Here is a 25,404-nt window from a genome sequence, read left to right on the forward strand (position 1 = left end):
AACGAACCGGTAATTTTACCGGCCGATCCGCCGGGCGGCACCGCCGCCCGGCGATCGGGACCTAGTGCGGCAACCCGGCTGCCGCTTCCTCCTCGACGGGGTCGACGGCTGCCGCGGGCGCCGGGGCGTCGTCGTAGTTCCACTCGATGGGCTCCGGCTGCCGGACCAAGGCGTGCTTCAGCACCTCGTCCATGCGGCTCACCGGCACGATCTCCATCCCCTTGGTGACGATCTCGGGGATTTCCTTGAGATCGCGGGTATTCTCCTCGGGAATGAGGACGGTCTTGATGCCGCCGCGCAGCGCCGCCAGCAGCTTCTCCTTGAGGCCGCCGATGGGCAGCACGCGCCCGCGCAGCGTCACCTCGCCGGTCATTGCCACGTCGTTCTTGACCGGGATTCCCGTCATCAGCGAGACGATGGCGGTCGCCATGGCGATGCCGGCGGACGGGCCGTCCTTGGGCGTCGCTCCCTCGGGCACGTGCACGTGCACGTCGCGGGTATCGAACAGTGGCGGCTTGATGCCGAAATCGACGGCCCGCGAGCGGACATAGCCGTTGGCCGCGGTGATCGACTCCTTCATCACCTCCTTGAGGTTGCCGGTGACCGTCATGCGCCCCTTGCCGTGCGTCATCACGCCTTCGATGGTGAGCAGTTCCCCGCCCACCGGCGTCCAGGCGAGGCCGGTGACGACGCCGACCTGCGGCTCGGCATCGATCTCGGAGTGCCGGTAGATCGGCGGCCCGAGATAGTCCTCGACCAGGGCCGGGGTGATCTTGATCTGCTTCTTCTTGGAGGTGAGGATGTCCCGCACCGCCTTGCGCATCAGCTTGGAGATCTCGCGCTTGAGATTGCGCACCCCGGCTTCGCGCGTGTAGCGCTGGATGATGAGCTTCAGTTCCTCGTCGCCGAGCACGAACTCCTTCGCCTCGAGCCCGTTCTCCTTGAGCGTCTCGGGGATCAGGTGCCGCCGGGCGATCTCGAACTTCTCCTCCTCGGTGTAGCCGGAGAGGCGGATGATCTCCATCCGGTCCATCAGCGGGGCCGGGATGTTGAGCGTGTTCGAGGTGGTGACGAACATCACGTCGCTGAGGTCGTAGTCGACCTCTAGGTAGTGGTCGTTGAACGTGTTGTTCTGCTCCGGATCGAGCACCTCGAGCAGCGCCGACGACGGATCCCCGCGGAAGTCCATGCCCATCTTGTCGATCTCGTCGAGCAGGAAGAGCGGGTTGGACTTGCCGGCCTTGCGCAGCGACTGCACGACCTTGCCCGGCATGGAGCCGATATAGGTGCGGCGGTGCCCGCGAATCTCGGCCTCGTCGCGCACTCCACCCAGCGACATGCGGATGAACTCGCGGCCGGTCGCCTTGGCGATCGACTTGCCCAGCGACGTCTTGCCGACGCCCGGTGGGCCGACGAGGCACAGGATCGGGCCCTTGAGCTTGCCCGTGCGCGACTGCACGGCCAGGTACTCGAGGATGCGCTCCTTGACCTTCTCCAGCCCGTAGTGATCGGCGTCGAGCACTTCCTGGGCGAAGTTGAGGTCGCGCTTGACCTTGCTCTTCTTGCCCCAGGGCAGCGACAGCAGCCAGTCGAGGTAGTTGCGCACGACGGTCGCCTCGGCGGACATCGGGCTCATCTGCTTGAGCTTCTTGAGCTCGCCGTCGGCCTTGGTCCGCGCTTCCTTGCTGAGCTTGGTCTTGGCGATGCGCTCCTCGAGCTCGGTGAGCTCGTTGGCACCTTCCTCGCCGTCGCCCAGCTCGCGCTGGATCGCCTTCATCTACTCGTTCAGGTAGTACTCGCGCTGCGTCTTCTCCATCTGGCGCTTGACGCGCGAGCGGATGCGCTTTTCCACCTGCAGCACGCCGATCTCACCCTCCATGAGGGCGAGGATCTTCTGCAGCCGCTCGGTCACCGACACCGTCGCGAGCAGGTCCTCCTTCTCGGCGATCTTGATCACCAGGTGGCTGGCGATGGTGTCGGCAAGCTTCGAGTAGTTCTCGATCTGCCCGACGGCGGCCACCACCTCGGCGGAAATCTTCTTGTTGAGCTTGACGTAATTCTCGAACTCGGCCTGCGCCGAGCGGGCCAGCGCCTCGACCTCGACCGGGTCGCTGGCGGGTTCGGCCATGACGCTGGCCTCCGCCTCGAAATAGTCGACCGTCTGCAGGTAGCGCTCGATGGAGGCGCGGCTCAGCCCCTCGACCAGCACCTTCACGGTGCCGTCCGGGAGCTTCAGCAGCTGCAGCACCGAGGCGATCGTGCCGGTCGCATAGATCTGGTCGGGCGACGGGTCGTCGTCCTGGGCATTCTTCTGGGTGACGACGAGGATGTGCTTGTCGTCGCGCATGACTTCTTCGAGCGCCTTGACGGACTTCTCGCGCCCGACGAACAGCGGCACGATCATGCCTGGGAAGACGACGATGTCGCGCAACGGCAGGACCGGGTAGACCCGGTCCCGATCGAATTCAGCGGCGCCTGGGATGACGTCCGACATAGTTTGGTCCTTTCCTGGGGTGCGCTGGAACGCGTGGGAGGGACTGGGGGCGCGCACCCTTGTAGCAACCAGGCTGGCCCCGCCTTGGGCAGCCCGCCTGATTCTGCTGATTAAATAGGATCGTCCCGACAAACCACAAGGCGACCCGGCGAGAATTGAACGTCTATGCCCATAAAGAGCCGGGCCGGTGCCGGCGTCTTGATCCTGCTCAAGTGCGCCGGGCGCGCCTAAAGCGGGTCGCCCCAGTCCAGCCTCCGGGCACGCCGGAACGCCTCGGGATCGCGCTTCGAAATCAGCACCTTGCCGACTCCCTCGAGGCCGCAGGTGGGCAGCGTCACCGCGAACTTGCTCGCCTCCGGCGGCCCGATGATGCGTCCGTGCGCCGGCGTGGCCGCCACCGTGTCGCGGGCGACGACGAGATAGCTGAACTTCTCGTCTTCATAGGGCAGGGTCGCACCCTTCATGCGCATGTGCTCGCGGCTGCGCGGCAGCCTGACGCTGAAGTGGCACCAGTCCGGCGTCGCCAGCGGGCACGGCCGCTGGTGCGGGCACGGCGCGACGATTCGCGCCCCGGCAGCGAACAGCCGCTCGCGCACCAGCATCAGCCGCCGGTAGTCGCGGGGGCGCCCGGGCTCGATGATGGCGAGCGCCCCGCCGCAATGGGCCCACAGCCGGTCCGTCGCGGCGTCAAGCTCGGCGTCGCCCAGTTCGGTCAGCGCATAGGCACAGGTCACCAAATCGAAGCGGCGGCCGGCCAGGCCGAACTTCGTGATGTCGCCGGCGCGGCGCTCCGCTCGCCCCAGCACGGCGTGGCCGTCGCCAAGCACCCCGGCGAGTTCGAGGAAGGCGGGGTTGCCGTCGAGCAGAGTGACCGCCCCGAGATCCGCAAAGACCTCCGATGCCGCCCACGCCGCCGTCCCCGGCCCGGACCCGGCATCGAGCAGCGTACCGGCCCGGAAGCCCGGCGCCCGCGCCGCCAGTTCGCTCAGCACCGCGACGGTGGCTGCGAAGGTCGCCGGCATGCGGCTCAGCGCATAGGCGACGGCGTCGGAGCTCCCCGCGACCGCCCGCGCCGACGGCGTGTTGGCGCGGTATTGCTGCGAGATGTGCCGGGCGCGCTGTGCCAGTTCGCCGCGTCCCCGCCCCTCCAGCAACGTGCCGAGGGCCGTCCGCAGTTCGGCCGGCAACTCGCTCACGGCGCCCTGCCGCTGGTGGCGTCCGCCAGGCTTGCCTCGACGCTGCGCTTGAATTCGTCCTTGGCCTGGTCGGTCTGCTCCAGCAGTTCGCGCACGCGCCAGAACTCGAGCGTGCGGATGCCCCTGACCGGGGCGTGCACATAGATGTCGGGGGCATGCAACGCCAGCGCGCCGCGGACGATGGCGGCCGTCATGATCTGAGTGGCCACGAAGCCGACGTCGAACGGGCTCGGCTCGGGCGCTTCCGGGGTCGGGTCCGGCTGCCCGTTGACGTCGATGCCGATCGCGATGTCGCACTCGGCCCGCACCAGGTCGACCGGCAGCGGATTGCTCGCCCCACCGTCGATGAACAGCTGCTGCTCCATTCGCACCGGACGCAGCAGACCCGGTATCGCGAGCGACGCGGCGATGGCCTGGCGCAGCCTGCCCTCGCAGAACACCACGCTCTGCCACGCATAGAAATCCGTCGCCACCACCTTGAGCGGGATGCCGAGGGCCGCGAAGTCATCGGGGAATCCCTCCGGCAGGAACGCCTCGGTCAGGTTGCCGGCGTCGACCTGGATGGAAATGCCGTTCTCCATCACGCCCTTGATCGTCGGCCGGCTGCTCATCCACAGCCGCCCGGCGGTTTCCTGGAAACTGGTCAGCACCCGCAACGCGTGCTCGCGCAGCTCGGCCCCCGTCATGCCGCTCGCCCAGCCGGCGCCGAACAGCGCCCCGATCGACGTCCCGGCAATAACCGCCGGCCTCAGCCCCATTTCGTCGAGCGCCTCGATATAGGAGATATGCGCCAGTCCGCGGGCGCCGCCGCTGCCCAGCGCCACGCCTATCCTCGGTGCCAAAGCCGTGCCCTCCTGCTGCCGCGACCGCCATATGAGCATCGGCCATCGGCAAAGCAAAGGCCCGCCCGGCGGACCGGGCGGGCCTGCAATCTACGGTCCGGGCGGTCAGGCCCGGGTCGGCACCTCGTCCTTGGCGCGCTCGGCATAGATGTAGAGCGGCCGGGCGTCCTTGCCGTTCACCACTTCCTCGCTGATCACCACTTCCTCCACCCCATCGAGCGAAGGCAGGTCGTACATGGTGTCGAGCAGGATCGATTCCATGATCGAGCGCAGGCCGCGCGCGCCCGTCTTGCGCTCGATGGCGTGCCGGGCGATGGCCTTGAGGGCGTCCTCGTGGAAGGTCAGTTCCACCTCTTCCATCTGGAACAGGCGCTGGTACTGCCGCACCAGGGCGTTCTTGGGTTGCGTCAGGATCTCGATCAGCGCCGCCTCGTCGAGGTCCTCGAGCGTCGCGATCACCGGCAGGCGGCCGATGAACTCGGGGATGAGGCCGAACTTCACCAGGTCCTCGGGAGCGACGTCCTTGAGGATGTCGCCGACGCGGCGGTCGCGCGGGTCCTTGACCACGGCGGCGAAGCCGATGCCGGAGCCCTCGCCGCGGGCCGCGATGATCTTCTCGAGCCCGGCAAAGGCGCCGCCGCAGATGAACAGGATATTGGTCGTGTCCACCTGCAGGAATTCCTGCTGCGGGTGCTTGCGCCCCCCCTGCGGCGGCACCGACGCGACGGTGCCTTCCATGATCTTCAGGAGCGCCTGCTGGACGCCCTCGCCCGACACGTCGCGGGTTATCGACGGATTGTCGGACTTGCGGGAAATCTTGTCGACCTCGTCGATATAGACGATGCCGCGCTGCGCCTTCTCGACGTTGTAGTCGGCCGCCTGCAGGAGCTTGAGGATGATGTTCTCGACATCCTCGCCGACATAGCCCGCCTCGGTGAGCGTCGTGGCATCCGCCATCGTGAACGGCACGTCGAGGATGCGCGCCAGCGTCTGCGCGAGCAGCGTCTTGCCGCAGCCCGTCGGGCCGACCAGCAGGATATTGGACTTGCTCAGTTCCACGTCCTGGTTCTTGGTGGCGTGGTGCAGCCGCTTGTAGTGGTTGTGCACGGCGACCGAGAGCACGCGCTTGGCCCGCGCCTGGCCGATCACGTAGTCGTCGAGAACCCGGCAGATCTCCGCCGGCGTGGGCACGCCGTCGCTGGATTTGACCATCGACGTCTTGTTCTCTTCGCGGATGATGTCCATGCAGAGTTCGACGCATTCATCGCAGATGAATACGGTCGGCCCGGCGATCAGCTTTCTGACTTCGTGCTGAGACTTCCCGCAGAACGAGCAGTAGAGCGTGTTCTTGGAGGATTCGCCGCTGGTAGTGTCCTTGGACATCCCGTCACTCCCGGGAGCATTGCTCCCAAACCGTGCGCTCGCTGACAGGCTAACGCACGAGACTTAAACAAGTTGTTATGGGAACCGACCTTAATGGCCGATCCGAGGCCGCGCAATTACACTAGGGTCACACTCCCGTGTCGATTTCGCCGATTCACCTTAACGCCGGAATTTCTTAGGAGGCCTCGGGGATGGCGCGCTTTTCGAAGACGCTGTCGATCAGCCCGAAGCTCTTGGCTTCCTCCGGCGACAGGAAGCGGTCGCGCTCCAGTGCCTCTTCGATCTCCTCGTAGGAGCGCCCGGTGTGCCGCTCGTAGATGAGGTTCAAACGGCGCTTGAGCCCCTCCACTTCCTTGGCGTGGATCAGGATGTCGGTGACCTGGCCCTGGAACCCGCCGGAGGGCTGGTGGACCATCACCCGGGCGTTGGGCAGCGCCCCGCGCATGCCGGCCTCGCCCGCGGCGAGCAGCAGCGAGCCCATGGAGGCCGCCTGCCCCACGCACAGCGTCGCCACCGGCGGGCGGATGAACTGCATGGTGTCGTAAATGCCCAGCCCCGCTGTCACCACTCCCCCGGGGGAGTTGATGTACATGCTGATTTCCTTCTTGGGGTTCTCGGACTCGAGGAACAGCAGCTGCGCCACGATCAGCGACGCCATGTTGTCCTCGACGACGCCCGTCACGAAGATGATCCGCTCCTTGAGCAACCGCGAATAGATGTCGAAGGCGCGCTCGCCGCGATTGGTCTGTTCGACCACCATCGGCACGAGCATGTTGTAGGTATCGATCGGATCTCTCATCCGGTTGCCCCTGTTGGAAACGAATCAGCACGAATGGCCGATTGCATCTGGTGTGGCCTTAATGGCCGGTAAAGCGAGACATAGGCGCGCGCGGGGCGTCCTTCAATAAGACGGCGCCGGCGCGGCCCGTCCTGCCGGGCGCAGCCGGTCAACGGCCGGTCGGGCGCCGCATGTACGAGCTTTTGACCGGGCGGTCAAATCGCCCCTTCGTCCGGCCCCGACGAGGAAGCGAAACTGACCGCCACCCCGCGCTTGCGAAAGTACGACTGCATGAGCTTGCGCCCCTGCCGGTTGTTCTGCGCGAGGCGTGCCGGCTCGAAGACGGCCTCCTTCACCCCTTCCCTCGCCATGGCTGCCTTGAGGGCCGCGATATGGGTGTCGAGGTCGGCATTGTCGGCCCGCAGCGAGGCGTAGATGTTGTTCACGGCTTCGGTCAGGGTGAGGTCGCTCACGGTGTTACGCTCCGGCTGTCGTCGAAGGGCCATTCACTAGCGGAGTTTTCCCGCCGGGCAAGCATAATTCCACACCCCGCGCTCCCCGCCGGCGGGTGGCGGTTCCGGCGCTGCGGAAGTCTTGCGACCTTTCCGCGCTACATGCCTTTTAGGGCGTAGGGCTGGAACTCGCACTCGAGGGCATCCGTCATGACGTAGAGCATGTACGGGGGCTCGTCTGTCGTGCCGATTTCGCGCACGAACGGGACCGTGTCCATGTGGCCGTACAGGCTCATTTCTGCCGGGAACAACACCCTGGGAAGGGCGAACCTCTGATAGACGTGCTCGCCCACCTGCAGGTCGCGCCCGTCGCCCCATTCGTAGGACTTGAGCGACTGCGCGCTCAGCGTAGAGGCCTGGTCGCTTGCCGCAATCGGCCGGATGGCCACGCTCTCATAGTCCGCGATGCAGCCGTCGTCGGCGACCGCCGGCGTGGCCGCCAGCAGCGTGGCAAGTGCGAGCATCGTGCGCATGTCTATTCCCCCGGAGCGACCGCCGTTTCGCGAGGGCTCCCGGCCGGCGGCAGGTCATGAAGCACCTGCGGCAGCAGATTCGGCAAGTCCTCGGCGATCAGCCCCGGCCCACCGAAGCGGTTGGCGCACTCGGCGTGGATCCACACCCCGGCCGCGGCGGCCGGAAAACCTTGCATCCCCTGCGCCAGCAACCCGCCGATGATCCCCGCCAGCACATCGCCGGCTCCCGCGGTCGCCAGGCTGGCCGGCGCATTGGCATTGATCGCCGCCCGGCCGTCGGGGGCCGCCACCACCGTGTCGCCGCCCTTGATGATCACCACCGCGCCCGAGCGGTGGGCGCCGGCGCGGGCCCGCTCCAGCTTGGAGCCGGCGAGCGGCCCGAACAGGCGCACGAATTCGCCCTCGTGCGGCGTCAGCACCACCGGGCGGTTCGGCCGCGCCGCAATGGCGCCGAACAGCGCGTCGGGATCGTCCTTGAAGACGGTAAGCGCGTCGGCATCCAGCACGGCCGCCGCGTCGCTGGCGAGGAGCGCCAGGACATTGGCGCGGGTCCGTTCGTCGACGCCCGCTGCCGGGCCGATGACCGCCGCCGTGATGCGCCGGTCCTCCAGCAGCAGGGCCAGCCCGGCGATGCCGTCGATGGGCTTGAGCATGATCGAGGTGACGTGCGGTGCCTGGATGAGAAGGGCGTTGTGTGCCCCCACCAGCGTCACCAGCCCGGCCCCGCTGCGCAGGGCGGCGGTCGCGGCGAGCCGGCTGGCGCCGGTCTGCAAGGGCCCGCCCGAGACCACGATGCAGTGGCCGCGGCTGTATTTGTGCCCCTCCGGCTGCGGCCGCGGCAAGGTCCACAGGGACGGACGGTTTTCGAACGTCCGGACTTCGATCTCCGCGAGTGCGCGTTCCGGAATGCCGATGTCGGCCAGTACCAGTTCCCCGCATCGCGCCCGGCCCGGATACAGCAGGTGTCCGGGCTTCTTGCGGAAGAAGGTGACGGTCAGCGCCGCCCGCGGGGAGGCGCCGCGCACGGTGCCGCTGGCCCCGTCGACGCCACTCGGCACGTCGACCGCCACCACCGGGCGGCCGCCCGCATTGATGGCCTCGACCAGTGCCGCCAGATCCCCGCCAAGATCGCGGTCGAGGCCGGCCCCGAGCAAGGCGTCGACGAGCAGTTCGGCACCGGCCAGCGCCGCCGGTCCGGCGCGTTCGACGTCGCCCTTCCACAGGCCGGCATGGAAGGCGGCGTCCCCCTTGAGCTTGCCGCGCTCGCCGAACAGCGCGACGCGGACCGGCCAGCCGCGTTCCTTGAGCAGCCGCGCCACGACGAAGCCGTCGCCGCCGTTATTGCCCGGACCGCACAGCACCAGCGTGGCGCACGGGCCGTAGCGGCCGCCGATCGCGTCGGCCACCGCCCGCCCCGCATTCTCCATGAGCGTGCGCGAGGCGACCCCAGCCGCAACCGCAAGGGCGTCGGCGCGGGCCATCTCGGCGGGCGTCAGCAGTTCGGCGCCGTTCGATCCTGTCATGCATGCAGCCTAACGCCGCCCTGCGGAAACAAAAAGGGCCGCGCAGCGGCGGCCCTCCTGATTCCACTCCGGCAGCGCCTAGTGGTGATGCTCTTCCGGAACCTCGTCGTCGTCCGCCGCGATGATCTTGGCGAGCTCGGCGCGCGTCATGGGCTTGTCGGTCGACTTGGCCAGTTCGGTGACGAAGTCCACCACCTTGTTCTCGAACACCGGGGCGCGCAACGAGGCCAGCGCCTGCGGGTTCTTGCGATAGTAGTCGTAGACCTGCTGCTCCTGGCCCGGGAAGCGCCGCACCTCGGCGATCAGCGCCTGCTGGTGCTCCTCGTCGGTCACTTCGATCTTGTTGATGTTGCCGACCTCGGCGACGACGAGCCCGAGGCGGACGCGACGCTCGGCGATCTTGCGATACTGCTCGCGCGCTTCCTCTTCGGTCGTGCCCTCGTCCTCGAAGGTGCGGCCGTGATGCTCGACTTCGTGCTTCACGCGCTCCCAGATGGTGTTGAACTCGGCCTCGACCAGCTGCTCGGGCACGTCGAACTTGTGGTTGTCGTCGAGGGCGTCGAGGATCTGCCGTTTGACCGCCTGCCGGCTCATCTGGGCGAGCGCCGCCACCATCTGCTCGCGGACCGCATCGCGCAGCGCGGCGACGTTCTCGAGGCCCAGTTTCTGGGCGAACTCGTCGTCCAGTTCGCCGGCCTTGGGGCCGTCGACGTGCAGGATGGTGACCTCGAAAGTGGCCTTCTCGCCCGCCAGTTCTTCCTTGCCGTAGTCCTTCGGGAAGGTGACCTCGATCTCCCGGGTCTCGCCCTTCTTCATGCCGATGAGCTGCTCTTCGAAGCCGGGGATGAACTCACCCGAGCCGACCGTCACGTGCGCATGGTCGGCGCTGCCGCCCTCGAACGGCTTGCCCTTGATCTTGCCGGTGAAGGAGAGCCCCAGCCGGTCGCCGTCGGCGACGACGCCGTCATCGCCCTTGTCCTCGTAACCGCGGTTCTGCAGGAACACCCGCTTGACCTCGGCATCTACCTCGTCCTCGGCGACCTCGACCACCGGCTTTTCGATCTTGATGGTGGAGAAGTCCATCAGGGTGACCGGGGGCAGCACCTCGTAGCTGACGTCGAACGCTAGGTCGGCCTCGCCCTGCAGCACGCGGTTGATCTCCGCCTGGTCTTCGGTCAGGTCGACCTTGGGCTGCGCGGCGGCGCGCTCGGCGCGCTCCTCCAGCGTCCTGGTGACGGACGAATTGATCGCGTCGGTCATCACTTCAGACATGGCCGAGCGGCCATAGATCCGCTTGAGGTGGGCGACCGGCACCTTGCCGGGGCGGAAGCCCTTGAGGTTCGCCTGCCCCTTGAGTTCGTCGAGCTTGGCGTCGAGCCGCTCGTTGAGGTCCTTGGCCGGGATGACCACGGCGAGTTTGCGCTTGAGGCCCTCGTTGAGGGTTTCGGTGACCTGCATTGGGGTATCCCGTGTTTGAACTGTCTCGTTGGCCTGGGTCCACTCCCCGCCGCTGCTGGTGATCCTCTGGCTGGTGCGGGTGAGAGGGCTCGAACCTCCACGCCTTGCGGCGCTGGAACCTAAATCCAGTGCGTCTACCAGTTCCGCCACACCCGCAAAGGCGTCCCGTCGGCCGGGTCGCGTGCATCTAACGCATGTTGAGGAGGCAGTCAAAGCCTTGTTGGCCGCCCGGCCGGAGCGGCGGCCGCGGGCCCGCGCCCATTCGCGCAGCAGGCACGGGGCAACGTGGACCGCCTACAGGTCATTGTCGCGCCAGTCTGCCTATGATTTGGGCAGCCCGCCTGGGTGCGACATCATCATGTTCATGAACTCCGCCACGCAAGTCTTTATTCTGTTGATCGTTTCCGCCCGGCTCTCCGGGTGGCACGCCGCCTGCATCCACGTTTGCGACGCCCGCTGCGGCGAAGGACGCGGTCGCGTCCCAACGGAAATGACAGGATGCTGGGGTTCGGCCCGCAGCGCCGGTTTGGAGGCCATATGAAGAAGATCGAGGCTATCGTGAAGCCGTTCAAGCTCGACGAAGTCAAGGAAGCGCTGCAGGAGGTCGGCCTGCAGGGCATCACGGTGACGGAAGCCAAGGGCTTCGGCCGGCAAAAGGGACATACCGAGCTATACCGCGGGGCCGAATACGTCGTCGACTTCCTGCCCAAGGTGAAGGTCGAGGTGGTCTGCCCCGACGATCTGGCCGAGAAGGCCATCGAGGCGATCCGCACCGCGGCGCAGACCGGCCGCATCGGCGACGGCAAGATCTTCGTCTACTCGATCGAGCAGGCCATCCGCATCCGCACCGGCGAATCCGGCGACGCCGCGCTCTAGCGCCGCGCCCGCCGCCACACACCACACAGTTTTCAACAGGGGAACCAGATGACCACCGGAAGCGATATCCTCAAGAAGATCAAGGAAGAGGACATCAAGTATGTCGACCTGCGCTTCACTGACCCGCGCGGCAAGCTGCAGCACGTGACGCTCGACGCCAGCGTCGTCGATGACGACCTCTTCGAAGAGGGGACAATGTTCGACGGCTCCTCGATTGCCGGCTGGAAGGCCATCAACGAGAGCGACATGGTGCTGATGCCCGATCCGGACTCGTCCTATATGGACCCGTTCTTCAGCGCCTCCACCCTCGCCATCAACTGCGACATCCTCGAGCCGCTGACCTACCAGCCCTACAGCCGCGACCCGCGCACCACGGCCAAGAAGGCCGAAAAATACGTGAAGGAGCTTGGCCTCGGAGACTCCGTCTATTTCGGCCCAGAGCCCGAATTCTTCATCTTCGACGACGTGCGCTATTCCAACACGCCCTACAAGGTCGGCTTCGCGGTGAACCACTCCGAACTGCCGATCAACAACGACACCGAATACGAGTCCGGCAATACCGGCCACCATATCGGGCTCAAGAAGGGCTACTTCCCGGTGCCGCCGCTGGACAGCGCCCAGGACATGCGCGGCGAGATGCTGGCGGCCATGGCCGCGATGGGCGTCGTGGTCGAGAAGCACCATCACGAGGTGGCCTCGGCCCAGCACGAGCTCGGCATCAAGTTCGCCCCGATCATCAAGTCGGCCGACGACGTGCAGATCTACAAATACGTCATTCAGCAGGTCGCCAACGCTTACGGCAAGACCGTGACCTTCATGCCCAAGCCCGTCTACGGCGACAACGGCTCGGGCATGCACTGCCACCAGTCGATCTGGAAGGACGGCAAGCCGCTGTTCGCCGGCGACCAGTATGCGGGCCTGTCCATGGAGGCCCTCTATTACATCGGCGGCATCATCAAGCACGCCAAGGCCATCAACGCCTTCTCCAACCCGACGACCAACAGCTACAAGCGCCTGGTCCCCGGCTTCGAGGCTCCGGTGCTGCTGGCCTATTCCGCCCGCAACCGCTCGGCGTCCTGCCGTATCCCGTTCGGCCAGTCGCCCAAGGCCAAGCGCATCGAGGTCCGCTTCCCCGATCCGCTCGCCAACCCCTACCTCGCCTTCGCGGCGATGCTGATGGCAGGCGTCGACGGCATCAAGAACAAGATCCACCCCGGCGATCCGATGGACAAGGACCTGTACGAATTGCCGGCCGAGGAACTGAAGCAGATCCCGACCGTGTCGGCGTCGCTGCGCGAGGCGCTGGAAAATCTCGACAAGGACCGCGCCTTCCTCAAGGCGGGCGGCGTGTTCGACGACGACCAGATCGACAGCTATATCGACCTCAAGATGACCGAGGTCATCAAGTTCGAGCACACCCCGCACCCGGTCGAGTACGAGATGTACTACTCCGCCTGACGGGTGGGCGCCACAACCGAGCGAAGGGGCCGCGCGCCCCTTCGCGCCCACGGCGAAACCAGCGCTGCCCGGCGCGTGCGGGACGCGGCGGTGGTCAGGCCAGGTAGAATATGGCGAGAAGCAGAAGCCCGGCCACAGGGCGCGGCAGGGTGAGATGGGCAAGCCGGTACGCAGAACTTGGAAACCCGGCCTGCAGCCACCAATACTTCAGGACTTGCGACAATTTTGCCGGGCTGGACGCAATACTGTTGGCCGGCAAGTCGCGCATACGGCTACTCCAAACAACGACCGTATGAATGTCTTCTAGCAGCGCCGGCTTAAGAAAGTGCTTCCGAGAAGCAAACGATGTGTAAACCGGCCGCCCCAAAACGGAGCGGCCGCGGGCACTCTGGCTGCCGCCCGTTCAGCTCGGCCGCAGCCGTTCCCGCTCGAGGATGCGCCCGGTACAGGTGCTGACCCGAAGCAGGTAGACCCACTCCCCGCGCGTGGCGCGGACCTGGATGCGGTTGTCGATGGCGACGTTGAGGTAGATGTCGTGATAGCCCCGCTGGCGCACCGCTTGCCGGATCTGGCTGTCGGTCATGATGCACAGCCGCGGCGGCAGCCGGCGGAAATGGCCTTCGGGGCCGAAGCCGAACACGAAGCCCTGCGCCTGGGCCGCCTGCGGCATGGCCCCGAGGAACAGCGCCGCCGTCAGCGCGAGCAGCCAGGCCTTGTGTTTCTGCCCTGCCATGGTCGGACTCCTTTCATCCCCAAGGGAACAGGACGACCCGGCCCGAGACGGTGCTCGGGGCCGGGACGCGCGGCAAGTGGAGGCGCTTGCCGACCGGGTCGGGTCACATGCCGAAGTTGAACTGCAGGCCGAAGCCGCCCGGAACGCCGCGGCGAATGCGCTCGAGGACCTGAACGCGGCCGGTGCACTTGTTGACGACCAGGCGGTACCAGCGGTTGCCGTAGGACGCCACCACCTCGACGCGGTTGCGGTTGCGCTCGCGCACGATGTCGATGTTGCGGAAGCCATGTACGCGCAGGCCGCGACGGACCTCGGCGTTGGTCAGGCAGTGCCGGACGCGGCGATCGTCGTTGCCGAAACGCAGGGTCAGGCCGCGGTCATTGCCGCCGAGGTCGAGCCGGAAATCGAACGACGGCGCCGATTGCGCCAGCACCGGCGTGGGCACGGCGGACATGGCGGCGGTGCCGAGCGCGAGGGCCAGCGCGGCGGCCTTGCCGCTCTTTTTCAGCTTTGACAGGATCTGGGTCATGGAAGTCTCCTTGGGTCTTCTTGCGCCGCCGGATTAGAAGCGTGCTTGCTCCCTAAAGGTTCCCCCGTGAACGCATGCGGAACTGCCCGTTCATCTGCGGTTCATGTTGGGGAGCCAACACCCGCGACGGGTCGCGACAAAGATGGTTGCCGGGCGAGACTGCCGGGACCCGGGCCGGATGCTGCCTACTGATCCGGCGCGGCGCGCCCGGCAGTCTCGCCCCGCCTCTGCCCGATCCGCGTTGAACCGGCTCCGAACCGCATGTTCAGCCGGCGTTCAGGCCCTTGATTTGCCCGCTCCTCGGGCGCAAATGCGCCGCGACCACGCGGCTTCGCGATTATGCTAGTGCTTGCACGCAACCCGATTCGGCGGGTGACAGGATACCAATGGCGACTGACGATCTCTTCGGCGACACCACCTCGGCCCGGGCCACCAGCGCGCCCAGAAGCAAGGGCAGGCTCGACGAGAGCCCGGCCGACGCGGCAGCCCAGCCATCCTATTCGGCCGCCGACATCGAGGTCCTCGAAGGCCTCGAGCCGGTTCGTCGCCGGCCCGGCATGTATATCGGCGGCACCGACTCCAATGCGCTGCACCATCTGTTCGCCGAAGTGCTGGACAACTCGATGGACGAGGCGATCGCGGGTCATGCCAACCGCATCGAGGTGCATTATTCCGCCGACGGCTACCTGACGGTGACCGACAACGGCCGCGGCATCCCGGTCGAGAACCATCCCCGCTTCCCGGGCCGTTCCACCCTCGAAATCGTCATGACCACGCTGCACGCCGGCGGCAAGTTCGATTCCAAGGCCTACGAGACGTCGGGCGGGCTGCATGGCGTGGGCGTCTCGGTGGTGAACGCACTCTCCGACTCCCTCGTCACCGAGGTGGCCCGCGACCAGGTCCTCTATCGCCAGAGCTTCAGCCGTGGCAAGCCGCTGGGCGGGGTCGAAGTGGTCGGCAAGGTGCAGAACCGCCGCGGTACCACGCAGCGTTTCCACCCCGATCCCGAGATTTTCGGCGGCAAGGCCGAGTTCTCCCCGGCCCGGCTGTTCCGGATGACCCGCGCCAAGGCCTATCTGTTCGGCGGGGTCGAGTTGCGCTGGTCCTGCGACGAGGTGCACGCCACCGACGAGGTCCCGACCAAGGCGACGTTCCACTTCCCGGGCGGCCTGCGCGACTTCCTCGCTTCACGCATCGAGGGCGAGACACGGGTCGTCGAGGAGATTTTCTCGGGCCGTTCGGGCAAGCCGGGCGCCCACGGCGCCACCGAATGGGCCATCGCCTGGTGCGTGGGCGACGGCTTCGTCACCTCGTACTGCAACACCGTCCCCACCCCCGACGGCGGCACGCACGAGCAGGGCCTGCGCACCGCCCTGCTCCGCGGCCTGCGCAACTATGCCGACCTCACCGGCAACAAGCGCGCCTCGGCGCTGACCGCCGATGACGTGCTCGGCTCGTGCAGCGCCATGCTGTCGGTGTTCGTGCGTGAGCCCGAGTTCGTCGGCCAGACCAAGGGCAGGCTGTCCTCGCCAGAGGCGACCCGCATCGTCGACACGGCGCTGCGCGACGCCTTCGACCACTGGCTCGCCGCCTCGCCCAACCAGGCGGGCAAGCTTCTCGACTGGGCCATCGAGCGCGCCGAGGACCGCCTGCAGCGCCGCAAGGAGAAGGAAGTCGACCGGGCGAGCGCGACCCGCAAGCTCAGGCTTCCCGGCAAGCTGGCCGATTGCTCGCAGACGGCCCGGGATGGCGCCGAGATCTTCATCGTCGAAGGGGATTCCGCCGGCGGCAGCGCCAAGCAGGCGCGCAACCGGGCCAGCCAGGCAGTGCTGCCGCTGCGCGGCAAGATCCTCAACGTCGCCGGTGCCAGCCGCGACAAGGTGCAGTCGAGCCAGGCCATCGCCGACCTCATCCAGGCCCTGGGCTGCGGCACCCGCGACCGCTACCGCGCGGAGGATCTGCGCTACGACAAGATCATCCTGATGACAGACGCCGACGTCGACGGCGCGCACATCGCCTCGCTGTTGATGACCTTCTTCTTCCAGGAAATGCCGAAGCTGATCGACGCCGGCCACCTCTATCTCGCCCAGCCGCCGCTCTACCGCATCAGCCAGGGCGCCAAGACCCTTTATGCCATGGACGACGCCCACAAGGACGCGCTCCTCGCCACGGAGTTCACCGGCAAGGGCAAGGTCGACATCACCCGCTTCAAGGGTCTCGGCGAGATGCCGCACGCGCATCTGCGTGAAACCACCATGGATCCGAGGACGAGGACCCTGCTCCAGGTCCGTGTCCTGCAGGACCGCGCCGACACGATGTCGAGCGTCGACCGGCTCATGGGCAACCGGCCCGAGGCGCGTTTCGAGTTCATTCAGGCGAACGCCGAATTCGTCACCGGCCTCGACGTTTGATATCGTTGCCGGGCCATGCTGGCCGGCGATTTTCCGGCCGATGGCGCCGCATTCGGCCTGCCGGCGGGAAACCCGTTGACTCGGAAGGTGTTTCCTCTATGTTCCGCCCCGTCACGGACCACTCCCAGACTTGCGGCCAGATGAGCAGCCCGGCGACTTCCCGCCACGTAACCTGAGTGGACTAAAAGATTTGACCAATGACTTCTCCGGGCTTGGCCTCAGCGCAAAGGTGATCGACGCGGTTGCGGCCGCCGGATACACCAAGCCCACCGAAATACAGGCCCAGGCCATCCCCCATGTCCTTGAAAAGAAGGACATCATCGGCATTGCGCAGACCGGCACGGGGAAAACGGCCTCTTTCGTGCTGCCCATGCTCACGCTTCTCGAAAGCGGCCGGGCGCGGGCGCGCATGCCGCGCACGCTGATCCTCGAGCCGACGCGCGAGCTGGCGGCCCAAGTACACGAGAATTTCGAGAAATACGGCAAGAACCACAAGCTGAGCGTCGCGCTGCTCATCGGCGGTGTGTCCTTCGACGAGCAGAACAAGATCCTCGACCGGGGCGCCGACGTGCTGATCGCCACGCCGGGCCGGATGCTCGACCAGTTCGAGCGCGGCCGCATCCTGCTCTCCGGAGTGGACATCCTCGTCATCGACGAGGCCGACCGCATGCTGGACATGGGATTCATCCCGGATATCGAACGCATCTGTTCGCTGTTGCCTGCGCGCCGGCAGACGCTGTTCTTCTCCGCCACCATGCCGCCCGAGATCCAGAAGCTCACCAGCCGCTTCCTGCGCGATCCCGTCCGCATCGAGGTGGCGCGTCGCAGTTCCACGGCCGAGACGATCGACCAGAAGCTGGTGCGAGTGTCCAACAAGCCGGATGAAAAGCGCGCCGTGCTGCGCCAGCTGATCCGCAGCCAGGACTCGCTGACCAACGCCATCATCTTCTGCAACCGCAAGCGCGACGTCGCCACGCTCGCGCGCTCGCTGCAGCGCCATGGCTTCCGGGCCGGCGCGCTGCACGGCGATATGGACCAGAAGAGCCGGATGGAGACGCTCGATGCGTTCAAGTCCGACAAGCTCACGCTGCTGGTGGCCAGCGACGTTGCCGCACGCGGGCTCGACATTCCGGCGGTGAGCCACGTCTTCAACTTCGACGCCCCGACCCACGCGGAGGACTATGTGCACCGCATCGGCCGCACCGGGCGCGCCGGGCGCGCCGGCACGTCGATTACTTTGGCGACGCCGGCCGACGGGAAGTACATCGACGCCATCGTGAAGTTGATCCAGCGGGACATTCCCGAGCTGTCGGTCGACGGCGGCGGTACGCACCCCGCCCCGGCCGGGACTGGCGGAACCGAGCGTCGCTCGCGCACCCGCAGCGAGCGCCGCCCCCGCGAGGAGGCGGCCGAAGCACCCGCAGCGGCGGCCGAAGAGCAGCGCCCGGCGCGGACGAAAGCCAGGCCGCAACAGGCGCCCAAGCCACGGCACGATGACGACATCGGGATCGTCGAGGACTCGCCGTTCGGGACCGACGGCCCGATCCCGGCCTTCCTGCTGCGCCCGGCGCGGCCCGGCTGACATCGTCCAGCGTGCCCGGCAATTGCCAATATAGCCGGTTCTATCCTTGTTTTATTGTGCCGAAGGGCGCGCCTTAACCACCTATTAATTGGATACCGGAGACAATAGTACACTCGGACGGGGAGGGGGCGCCGTGTCAGAGCAGGAATTCAAACGCGCGCTTGGCTATGCCAACGCTGCGATTGATCTACTCAAGCGGGCGACGATACCGCCCTACCCGCAATTCTATGAATTGCTGTACACCTACGCGACCGGCGTCAATCCGGGGTTGAACGCGCGCATCAATGCCATCTTCCGCGAGGGCGATCCGACCATCGACCTTGCCGAGCGGCTCTACAACGAGTTCCTGCGCGCGCAGGATGCGACCGAACGCATCTCCAGCGTCTCCGAACGCATGTCCGCCCGCATCGAATCGGTGCATCAGGCAATCGACACGGCACTGGCCACGGCGAGCGACTTTTCCGGCGTGCTGCAGCACGCGGACGCCGGGCTTTCCGGAGAGATGGATTCCGATGCGGTGAAGGCGATGGCGCAGCGCCTGCTCGCCGAAACGCGCCGCATGCAGGACGCCAACCACAAGCTGGAGCAAAAGCTCGTTGCCTCGCGGGAGGACGTCGCGGCCTTGCAGCGCGACCTCGACGACGTACGGCGCGAGGCGATGCTCGACCCGCTGACCAAGCTCTTCAACCGCAAGTATTTCGACGAGGGCCTGGTCAAGGCCATCGTCCGCGCCGCCGACGGCGGCGGCCCGCTGTCGCTGATCCTGCTCGACATCGACGAGTTCAAGCGCTTCAACGACACGTGGGGCCACCAGACCGGCGACCAGGTGCTCCGGCTCGTCGCCATGACGCTGAAATCCAACATCAAGGGGCGCGACATCGCCGCCCGCTACGGCGGCGAGGAATTCGCCGCCATCCTGCCGCAGACGGATCTGGAGGGGGCCGTCATCGTCGCCGACAACATCCGCAAGGCTATCCAGTCCAAGGAGTTGCTGAAGCGTTCGACCAACGAGAAGCTGGGGCGCATCACTGCTTCCTTCGGGGTTGCCAGCTTCCGCGCCGGCGACACGCCCTCGACGCTGATCGAGCGCGCCGACCGCTGCCTCTACGCCGCCAAGAACGGCGGCCGCAACCGGGTCCTGCCGGAGAGCGATCTCAAGCCCCAGGAGATTGCCGCCGCCTGAGGCCTCACGCCCCGTTCCGCTTGAATTCGACGCCGAGCGAAGCCAGCGCGTCCCAGTAGCCTGGGTAGGTCTTGCCGACGCAGTCGGGGTCGAGAATGGTGATGCCGGCGATCCTGAGCCCCGCCAGCGCAAAGCTCATGGCAATGCGGTGGTCGGCGTAGGTCTCGATGGCGGTGGGCAGAGTCTGTCCCGCGAGGCCCGGATCGGCCTCGACCACGAGGTCGTCGCCCTCCTCCCGCGCCAGCCCTGGCCTTATGCGGTTGAGCTCGGTCGACAGCGCCGACACGCGGTCGCACTCCTCGACCCTGAGATTGGCGATGCCAACGAAGCGCACCGGCGTCCGGTTGAACGCGGCGAGCACCGCCAGCGTCGGCACCGCGTCCTGCATCTGCGCGCCGTCGATCACGGCCGGCAGGTCGGGGAACATCCGGATGAACCTGGCTGCGGCGGCGTCGGGTTGGGTGAACGCTGACATCGGCACGCCGAGGTCGATATTGCCTCCAGTCAGCGCCGCGGCCGCCCACAGGTAGGTCGCCGCCGAGGCGTCCGGCTCGATGCGGTAGTCGGTGGCGCGGTAGCCCGTCGGCTCGACCCGCCAGCTCCGTTCGTCGAGCTGCTCCACCTTCCCTCCGAAGGCGCGCATGGCGGCCACGGTGAGGTCGACATAGCCCCTCGCCCCGATCTCGCGCCCGGTCAGTGCTACCTCGATGGGGCCGTCGCCAAAGGCCGCTGCCATCAGCAACGCCGACACATACTGGCTGGACAAGCCGCCGTCGATGGCGACGCGCCCGCGCCCGAAGCGGCCGCTGCCCTCGATCACCACGGGCGGGCAGCCGGTCGCGGTGGTCGCCGCAATGCCCAGGGAGCGCAGGGCGTCGACCAGCGGCGCGATGGGACGCCGACGCATGTCCTCGTCGCCGTCCACCACGACCCGCCCCTCGACCAGCGCCGCCGCGGCGGTCAGGAACCGCGTCGCCGTGCCGGCATTGCCCAGCATGAGCGGCCCGGCCGGCGCCTTGAACGTGCCGTCGGAGGTAACGACGAAACTCGTCGCATCCGGCTCCTCGACAACCACGCCCATCTGCTGGAGCGCCGTCGCCATCAGCGCCGTGTCCTTGCTCTTCAGCGCCCCCGTCAGCCGGCTCGTCCCCCTCGCCAGCGCCGCCAAGAGCAGCGCCCGGTTGGTAATGGATTTCGAGCCGGGCGGCGTCACCGAGCCGGTGAGCGGATGCCCAGGCGGGGTTATGGTCAGCGATGTCATTGGCGCGTGCATGGGCTGTGCGATGGCATGGCCCGGTCACAAACACAAGGGCGGCGGCGGCATGCCCGCCGGGGCGCGGGCCTCAGGGATGGGCGTGCGCCCTTGCCTCGGCCAGCGCCTTGAGGTCGGCCGGCTGCAGCTGCACGCTGTCGCCACAGCCGCAGGCGCCGGTCTGGTTGGGGTTCTTGAAGGTGAAGCCCGCGGACAGCATCGATTCCTCGTGGTCCATGACCGTACCGAGCAGGAACAGCGTCGCCTTGGGCTCGATATAGACGTTGACGCCCTTCTCCTCGACGTGGTCGTCGCCGGGCACCGGCTCGCTCACGTAGTCGAGCGTGTAGGCCATGCCGGCACAGCCGGCGTTCCTGACGCCGACGCGGACGCCCACGACCGGCTTGCCGCTCTCCTCGATGATCTCGTTGATGCGCGCGACGGCGGCATCGGTGAGGCTCATGATCTTCACGGACATCTTTCAACCACTCTATCGTTGGTCACCGATATATAGACCGACCCGGCCCGACTTACCACCAGTTCAGCGCGATCTGCGCTTCCTCGGACATGCGGCTGGGGTCCCAGGGGGGATCGAACACCATGTTGACGGTAACATCCTGGATGCCCTCGACCGAGCGCGCGGCGTTTTCCACCCAGCCGGGCATCTCGCCCGCCACCGGGCAGCCGGGCGCCGTCAGCGTCATTTCGATCTTCAGGTTGCGGTCGTCATCGAGGTCGACCTTGTAGATCAGCCCCAGTTCGTAGATGTCGACCGGGATCTCCGGGTCGTAGACGGTCTTCAGCACGCCGATCAGGTCCTGCGTGATGCGCTCGACCTCGGCCTCCGGCAGGGTGCCGCTGTGCGTCGGGGTGATCCGCGCGCCATCGGCCGGGGCCGAAGCTGCTGCAGTCTCCTGGGTGGTGTCGTCGCTCATGAGAAGAACGTCCTTGCTTTTGCGATGCCCTCCACCAGCGCATCGATATCGTCCTTGCCGCTATATAGGCCCAGCGACGCCCGGCAGGTAGAGGTCACGCCGAATCGTGTCAGCAGCGGCATGGCGCAATGGGTACCGGCCCTGACGGCGATGCCGTAGCGGTCGAGGATGGTGGAGACGTCGTGGGCGTGCGCCCCGGCGATCTCGAAGGAGAAGATGCCGCCCTTGCCCGGTGCCGTGCCGAGCAGCTTGAGCGCGTTGATCCGGCCCAACTGCTCGCTGGCATAGGCTGTCACTTCGGTCTCGTGCGCGGCGACCGCCTCCCGCCCCAGCCCGTCGACATAGTCGATGGCCGCGCCCAGTCCGATCGCCGGCACGATCGGCGGCGTCCCCGCTTCGAACCGGTGCGGCGGCGTGTTGTAGGTGATCGCGTCCATCGTCACCGTCTCGATCATCTCGCCGCCGCCCTGGTAGGGGCGCATCTGCGCGAGGTGCTCGTACTTGCCGTAGAGTGCGCCGATACCGGTGGGGCCGTACAGCTTGTGGCCGGTGAAGACGTAGAAATCGACACCGAGCGCCTGCACGTCGACCTTGCGGTGCACCGCGCCCTGGCTGCCGTCGATCAGGACCGGGATGCCCCTCGCATGGGCGATCTCGACCACCTTGTCGATCGGCGTCACCGTGCCCAGCACGTTAGACATGTGCGTCACGGCGACCATGCGGGTACGCGGCGACAGGGCCGCCTCGAAGGCGTCGAGGTCGAAGCTGCCGTCGTCGCGTACGTCCACCCATTTGAGCACCGCGCCCTGCCGTTCGCGCAGGAAGTGCCAGGGAACGATGTTGGAGTGATGCTCCATGATGGTGAGGACGATCTCGTCGCCCTCCCCGAGGCGCGGGCCGGCAAACGAGGCGGCGACGAGGTTGATCGCCTCCGTCGCCGACTTGGTGAACACGATCTCGTCGATGCGCCCGGCATTGAGGAAGTGCCGCACCCGCTCGCGCGCGCCCTCATAGGCTTCGGTGGCGCGGTTGGCGAGCGTATGCAGGCCGCGATGCACGTTGGCATATTCGTGCCGGTGCGCGTGCTCCATGCGGGCGAGCACTGCCTCCGGCTTCTGGGCCGAGGCGCCGGAGTCGAGATAGACCAGCCGGTGGCCGTGGATCGGCTCGGCCAGGATCGGGAAATCGGCGCGAACCTTGGCGAGGTCGAAACTCATTCCGCCCCCCTCCCACCCTCCCCCGCACGGGGGGAGGTGTCGTCCAGTTCCCGTGGCCCTATCCCGCCAGACCCACTGAGGTACGCCCTCCCCCTTGCGGGGAGGGTTGGGGAGGGGGGCGTTGAAAAAGCCATGATGCCGCCAGCCGGGCCAGATGCACTGAGCGTCACCTCCCCCCTTGCGGGGGAGGTTGCGAGGGGGGAAGCCGAGGGCGTCATTCAGACTCCGCCTTCAGCCAGTCCTCGATCACCGCCTCCAGCGCCTCATGCAGCGCCTCGTCCTCGATCGGGTCGATCAATTCGGCCAGGAACGCCCGGACCAGCATGGTTTCGGCCTCCGGGCGCGGAATGCCGCGCGTCTCCAGATAGAACAGCGACTCCTCGTCGATGGCCCCGCAGGTCGAGCCGTGCCCGCACACCACGTCGTCGGCGTAGATCTCGAGTTCGGGCTTGGACAGGATCTCCGCCTCGTCCGACAGCATCAGCCCCTGGCTCATCAGCTTGGCGTCGGTCTTCTGGGCGTCGCGCGCCACCACCAGCCGGCCCTGGAAGACGGCCTTGGAGCGCCCGCGCGCCACCGCCTTGAACAGCGGCGTGCTCGAAGTATGCGGAACCGCGTGGTTGGCGTCCATGGTGATGTCCGAGTGCTGGCCGTCATTGACCAGGTTGAGCCCGGTTAGGTCGGCATGGGCGCCCGGCCCGGCGAAGTTGGGGAACAGTTGCGTGCGGCTCAGCGCCGCGCCAGCGTGGATGATCAGCGTCCGCAGCTGCGCGCCGTCCGCCAGCAGGTACTCGTTGGTGGCGAAATGCGTTGCCTTGGCGCTCGCGAGATTGACGGTGATGTGCGTGACCTTCGCCCCCTTGCCCAGCGCCAGGTAGGTGCCGTGGTTGGAGACGTGCGCCTCCTCGCTGCCCGAATAGGTCTCGAGGATGGTGGCGCTGCCGCCGTCGGCGACGAAGATGCGCGCCGAACTTGCGGCATGGGCCGCCCCGCCCTCGGTGCGCCGGTCGATCTGGATGACCGGGTCCACAGACCCCTCGAGCGTGAGCACGAGGCTCTCCCTGGCCAGCGCCGAATTGAGCCGGACGAGGACGTCGTCGCGCTGGCTGAGGGCGCTGCCGTCGGCCTTGCCCACGATGACCCCCGCCGGCGCGGTGCCGGCGTCCTGCACCTTGCCGTTGGCGATCATCACCTGGTAGGCGCCGGCCACGCGCAACGCCGGGGCGCTGGCCGCCTGCGGCGTCTCGGCCAGGTCGGGCAGGTTGCGCAGCAGCATCTTGAGGTCGGTGTAGTGGTAGCTCTCGACCCGGCGGGTCGGCAGCCCGGCGCCGCCCAGCCGTTCGGCCTCGGCGCGGGCGCCGACGGCATTGAGCTGCTCGATGAGCTTCAGTTCGGCCGGGCCGAGCCGGACAGGGACATTCATTTCGTCATCCTCAATAGACCGGTCGCTGGGGCCGGTTGGCTTGCCCCGCCAGGGCGGGACGTTTCCAGGGCAGGCACCGCCGCGGGAACGGCGGTGCCGACGGCATCGGGCAGCGGCTCTAGGCGGCGGCTTCGTCGAAGCCGGCGTAGCCCTTGGCCTCGAGCTCGAGGGCCAGTTCCTTGCCCCCGCTCTCGACGATCCGGCCGTCGGAGAACACGTGCACCACGTCGGGGACGATATGGTTCAACAGGCGCTGGTAGTGGGTGATGACCAGCATCGAGCGCTCCGGGCCACGCAGCGCATTGACGCCTTCGGCCACGATCTTCAGCGCGTCGATGTCGAGCCCGCTGTCGGTCTCGTCGAGGATGCACATCTTGGGCTTGAGCAGCGCCATCTGCAGGATTTCCGCCCGCTTCTTCTCGCCGCCCGAGAAGCCGACATTGAGCGCGCGCTTGAGCATCTCGGAGTCGATCTGCAGCGTCTTGCCGGCTTCGCGCACCTCGCGCATGAAATCGGGCGTCGACAGCTCGGCCAGGCCGTTCGCCTTGCGCTGCGCGTTCATCGCCGCCTTGAGGAAGGTCATGGTGGCGACGCCGGGGATTTCGATCGGATACTGGAAGGCGAGAAACAGCCCGGCAGTGGCGCGCTCCGACGGATCCATCTCGAGGATGTTCTGGCCGTCGAGCAGGACTTCGCCGCTGATGATCTCGTAGTCTTCCTTGCCGGCGAGCACGTAGCTCAGCGTCGACTTGCCCGAGCCGTTGCGGCCCATGACGGCATGGACCTGCCCCTTGGGCACGGTCAGGTTGACGCCCTTGAGGATCTCGCGCTCGCCGATGCGGACACGCAGATCGCGGATTTCAAGCATTGCGGTGGTCATTCTTCTTCTCAGCCTTGTTAGCGTACAAACTCGATGTTGACGGGAAGCCCCGCCTTTTCCTAGGCGCGCGCCTACCCGACGCTGCCTTCCAGGCTCACCGAGATGAGCTTCTGCGCTTCGACCGCGAACTCCATCGGCAGCGTCTGCAGCACGTCCTTGACGAAGCCGTTGACGATGAGCGCCGTCGCCTCCTCGGGATCGAGCCCGCGCTGCCGGCAGTAGAAGAGCTGGTCCTCGGAGATCTTCGAGGTCGTCGCCTCGTGCTC

Annotated in this window: 22 protein-coding genes, 1 tRNA gene and 1 pseudogene; 5 read left to right on the forward strand and 19 right to left on the reverse strand. The window is 67.0% G+C overall.

Features of this window, described 5'->3' with window-relative positions; genetic code table 11:
- Positions 1-61: 61 nt before the first annotated feature.
- The 10 genes and pseudogenes from lon to VGD93_RS01775 form a co-directional block, all read right to left on the reverse strand.
- Positions 62-2,494 (reverse strand): annotated as a pseudogene (gene lon / locus VGD93_RS01730) (endopeptidase La).
- A gap of 227 nt (positions 2,495-2,721) precedes the next feature.
- On the reverse strand, positions 2,722-3,690 hold the full coding sequence (locus VGD93_RS01735) for a small ribosomal subunit Rsm22 family protein (RefSeq protein WP_395008574.1): 969 nt from the start codon (positions 3,688-3,690) through the stop codon (positions 2,722-2,724).
- Complete coding sequence (locus VGD93_RS01740) at positions 3,687-4,532, reverse strand: patatin-like phospholipase family protein (protein WP_395008576.1); 846 nt, start codon at positions 4,530-4,532, stop codon at positions 3,687-3,689. The genes VGD93_RS01735 and VGD93_RS01740 overlap by 4 nt, the downstream gene beginning before the upstream one ends.
- 105 nt (positions 4,533-4,637) lie before the next feature.
- Entirely contained in the window at positions 4,638-5,915 is a 1,278-nt protein-coding gene (clpX, locus tag VGD93_RS01745; protein WP_395008578.1) for an ATP-dependent Clp protease ATP-binding subunit ClpX, read from the reverse strand.
- Positions 5,916-6,090: 175 nt separating this feature from the next.
- On the reverse strand, positions 6,091-6,714 hold the full coding sequence (locus tag VGD93_RS01750) for an ATP-dependent Clp protease proteolytic subunit (protein WP_395008580.1): 624 nt from the start codon (positions 6,712-6,714) through the stop codon (positions 6,091-6,093).
- Between the two features lie 194 nt (positions 6,715-6,908).
- Positions 6,909-7,199 (reverse strand): hypothetical protein, encoded by a 291-nt coding sequence (locus tag VGD93_RS01755; RefSeq protein WP_395008582.1) that lies wholly within the window; start codon positions 7,197-7,199, stop codon positions 6,909-6,911.
- A gap of 104 nt (positions 7,200-7,303) precedes the next feature.
- Complete coding sequence (locus VGD93_RS01760; RefSeq protein ID WP_395008584.1) at positions 7,304-7,678, reverse strand: hypothetical protein; 375 nt, start codon at positions 7,676-7,678, stop codon at positions 7,304-7,306.
- Between the two features lie 2 nt (positions 7,679-7,680).
- On the reverse strand, positions 7,681-9,201 hold the full coding sequence (locus tag VGD93_RS01765; protein ID WP_395008586.1) for an NAD(P)H-hydrate dehydratase: 1,521 nt from the start codon (positions 9,199-9,201) through the stop codon (positions 7,681-7,683).
- A gap of 78 nt (positions 9,202-9,279) precedes the next feature.
- Positions 9,280-10,659 carry a trigger factor gene (gene tig / locus VGD93_RS01770; protein WP_395008588.1) on the reverse strand — a complete coding sequence of 460 codons (1,380 nt, stop codon included), beginning with the start codon at positions 10,657-10,659 and terminating at the stop codon, positions 9,280-9,282.
- Between the two features lie 71 nt (positions 10,660-10,730).
- Positions 10,731-10,815 (reverse strand) — tRNA-Leu (locus VGD93_RS01775).
- A gap of 381 nt (positions 10,816-11,196) precedes the next feature.
- Between VGD93_RS01775 and VGD93_RS01780 the strand changes: the two genes are divergently transcribed.
- Together VGD93_RS01780 and glnA are read left to right on the forward strand one after the other, a co-directional pair.
- A complete protein-coding gene (locus tag VGD93_RS01780; RefSeq protein WP_395008590.1) occupies positions 11,197-11,535 on the forward strand; it encodes a P-II family nitrogen regulator in 339 nt (112 codons plus the stop codon).
- A gap of 48 nt (positions 11,536-11,583) precedes the next feature.
- Positions 11,584-12,993, forward strand: coding sequence for a type I glutamate--ammonia ligase (gene glnA, locus VGD93_RS01785; RefSeq protein ID WP_395008592.1), 1,410 nt, complete (start codon positions 11,584-11,586; stop codon positions 12,991-12,993).
- A gap of 403 nt (positions 12,994-13,396) precedes the next feature.
- On the opposite strand, the gene VGD93_RS01790 is transcribed toward glnA, so the two are convergent.
- Complete coding sequence (locus VGD93_RS01790; protein WP_395008594.1) at positions 13,397-13,726, reverse strand: hypothetical protein; 330 nt, start codon at positions 13,724-13,726, stop codon at positions 13,397-13,399.
- Between the two features lie 103 nt (positions 13,727-13,829).
- Positions 13,830-14,255 carry a hypothetical protein gene (locus VGD93_RS01795; protein WP_395008596.1) on the reverse strand — a complete coding sequence of 142 codons (426 nt, stop codon included), beginning with the start codon at positions 14,253-14,255 and terminating at the stop codon, positions 13,830-13,832.
- A 386-nt stretch (positions 14,256-14,641) separates the two neighbouring features.
- On the opposite strand from VGD93_RS01795, the gene parE reads away from it, so the two are divergent.
- The 3 genes from parE (at position 14,642) to VGD93_RS01810 (ending at position 19,431) form a co-directional block, all read left to right on the forward strand.
- On the forward strand, positions 14,642-16,666 hold the full coding sequence (gene parE, locus VGD93_RS01800; protein ID WP_395008598.1) for a DNA topoisomerase IV subunit B: 2,025 nt from the start codon (positions 14,642-14,644) through the stop codon (positions 16,664-16,666).
- Positions 16,667-16,856: 190 nt separating this feature from the next.
- Entirely contained in the window at positions 16,857-18,248 is a 1,392-nt protein-coding gene (locus tag VGD93_RS01805) for a DEAD/DEAH box helicase (protein WP_395008600.1), read from the forward strand.
- Between the two features lie 133 nt (positions 18,249-18,381).
- A complete protein-coding gene (locus VGD93_RS01810) occupies positions 18,382-19,431 on the forward strand; it encodes a GGDEF domain-containing protein (RefSeq protein WP_395008602.1) in 1,050 nt (349 codons plus the stop codon).
- 4 nt (positions 19,432-19,435) lie between these two features.
- Here VGD93_RS01810 and VGD93_RS01815 read toward each other — a convergent pair whose 3' ends face one another.
- From VGD93_RS01815 to VGD93_RS01845, 7 genes are all read right to left on the reverse strand, one after another.
- A complete protein-coding gene (locus tag VGD93_RS01815) occupies positions 19,436-20,692 on the reverse strand; it encodes a 3-phosphoshikimate 1-carboxyvinyltransferase (RefSeq protein WP_395008604.1) in 1,257 nt (418 codons plus the stop codon).
- Between the two features lie 82 nt (positions 20,693-20,774).
- Positions 20,775-21,161 carry a HesB/IscA family protein gene (locus VGD93_RS01820; RefSeq protein WP_395008606.1) on the reverse strand — a complete coding sequence of 129 codons (387 nt, stop codon included), beginning with the start codon at positions 21,159-21,161 and terminating at the stop codon, positions 20,775-20,777.
- A gap of 52 nt (positions 21,162-21,213) precedes the next feature.
- Positions 21,214-21,618 carry an SUF system Fe-S cluster assembly protein gene (locus VGD93_RS01825; protein WP_395008608.1) on the reverse strand — a complete coding sequence of 135 codons (405 nt, stop codon included), beginning with the start codon at positions 21,616-21,618 and terminating at the stop codon, positions 21,214-21,216.
- Positions 21,615-22,835, reverse strand: a complete 1,221-nt coding sequence (locus VGD93_RS01830; protein WP_395008610.1) for a cysteine desulfurase — start codon at positions 22,833-22,835, stop codon at positions 21,615-21,617. The genes VGD93_RS01825 and VGD93_RS01830 overlap by 4 nt, the downstream gene beginning before the upstream one ends.
- Positions 22,836-23,049: 214 nt before the next feature.
- Entirely contained in the window at positions 23,050-24,258 is a 1,209-nt protein-coding gene (sufD, locus tag VGD93_RS01835; RefSeq protein WP_395008612.1) for a Fe-S cluster assembly protein SufD, read from the reverse strand.
- Between the two features lie 118 nt (positions 24,259-24,376).
- A complete protein-coding gene (gene sufC, locus VGD93_RS01840; protein ID WP_395008616.1) occupies positions 24,377-25,126 on the reverse strand; it encodes a Fe-S cluster assembly ATPase SufC in 750 nt (249 codons plus the stop codon).
- An 83-nt stretch (positions 25,127-25,209) separates the two neighbouring features.
- Positions 25,210-25,404, reverse strand: a 195-nt coding sequence (locus VGD93_RS01845) for a SufD family Fe-S cluster assembly protein (protein ID WP_395008614.1), incomplete at its 5' end; no start/stop codon positions are given.

Origin of the sequence: Devosia sp. (genome assembly GCF_036406155.1) — a bacterium.
Lineage (GTDB): Bacteria > Pseudomonadota > Alphaproteobacteria > Rhizobiales > Devosiaceae > Devosia_A.

Coding starts and splice junctions, on each gene's coding strand:
- clpX (WP_395008578.1), bottom strand. CDS start 5,915: ATGTCCAAGGACACTACCAGCGGCGAATCCTCCAAGAACACGCTCTAC.
- VGD93_RS01750 (WP_395008580.1), bottom strand. CDS start 6,714: ATGAGAGATCCGATCGATACCTACAACATGCTCGTGCCGATGGTGGTC.
- VGD93_RS01755 (WP_395008582.1), bottom strand. CDS start 7,199: ATGGCCCTTCGACGACAGCCGGAGCGTAACACCGTGAGCGACCTCACC.
- VGD93_RS01760 (WP_395008584.1), bottom strand. CDS start 7,678: ATGCGCACGATGCTCGCACTTGCCACGCTGCTGGCGGCCACGCCGGCG.
- VGD93_RS01765 (WP_395008586.1), bottom strand. CDS start 9,201: ATGACAGGATCGAACGGCGCCGAACTGCTGACGCCCGCCGAGATGGCC.
- tig (WP_395008588.1), bottom strand. CDS start 10,659: ATGCAGGTCACCGAAACCCTCAACGAGGGCCTCAAGCGCAAACTCGCC.
- VGD93_RS01780 (WP_395008590.1), top strand. CDS start 11,197: ATGAAGAAGATCGAGGCTATCGTGAAGCCGTTCAAGCTCGACGAAGTC.
- glnA (WP_395008592.1), top strand. CDS start 11,584: ATGACCACCGGAAGCGATATCCTCAAGAAGATCAAGGAAGAGGACATC.
- VGD93_RS01790 (WP_395008594.1), bottom strand. CDS start 13,726: ATGGCAGGGCAGAAACACAAGGCCTGGCTGCTCGCGCTGACGGCGGCG.
- VGD93_RS01795 (WP_395008596.1), bottom strand. CDS start 14,255: ATGACCCAGATCCTGTCAAAGCTGAAAAAGAGCGGCAAGGCCGCCGCG.
- parE (WP_395008598.1), top strand. CDS start 14,642: ATGGCGACTGACGATCTCTTCGGCGACACCACCTCGGCCCGGGCCACC.
- VGD93_RS01815 (WP_395008604.1), bottom strand. CDS start 20,692: ATGACATCGCTGACCATAACCCCGCCTGGGCATCCGCTCACCGGCTCG.
- VGD93_RS01820 (WP_395008606.1), bottom strand. CDS start 21,161: ATGTCCGTGAAGATCATGAGCCTCACCGATGCCGCCGTCGCGCGCATC.
- VGD93_RS01825 (WP_395008608.1), bottom strand. CDS start 21,618: ATGAGCGACGACACCACCCAGGAGACTGCAGCAGCTTCGGCCCCGGCC.
- VGD93_RS01830 (WP_395008610.1), bottom strand. CDS start 22,835: ATGAGTTTCGACCTCGCCAAGGTTCGCGCCGATTTCCCGATCCTGGCC.
- sufD (WP_395008612.1), bottom strand. CDS start 24,258: ATGAATGTCCCTGTCCGGCTCGGCCCGGCCGAACTGAAGCTCATCGAG.
- sufC (WP_395008616.1), bottom strand. CDS start 25,126: ATGCTTGAAATCCGCGATCTGCGTGTCCGCATCGGCGAGCGCGAGATC.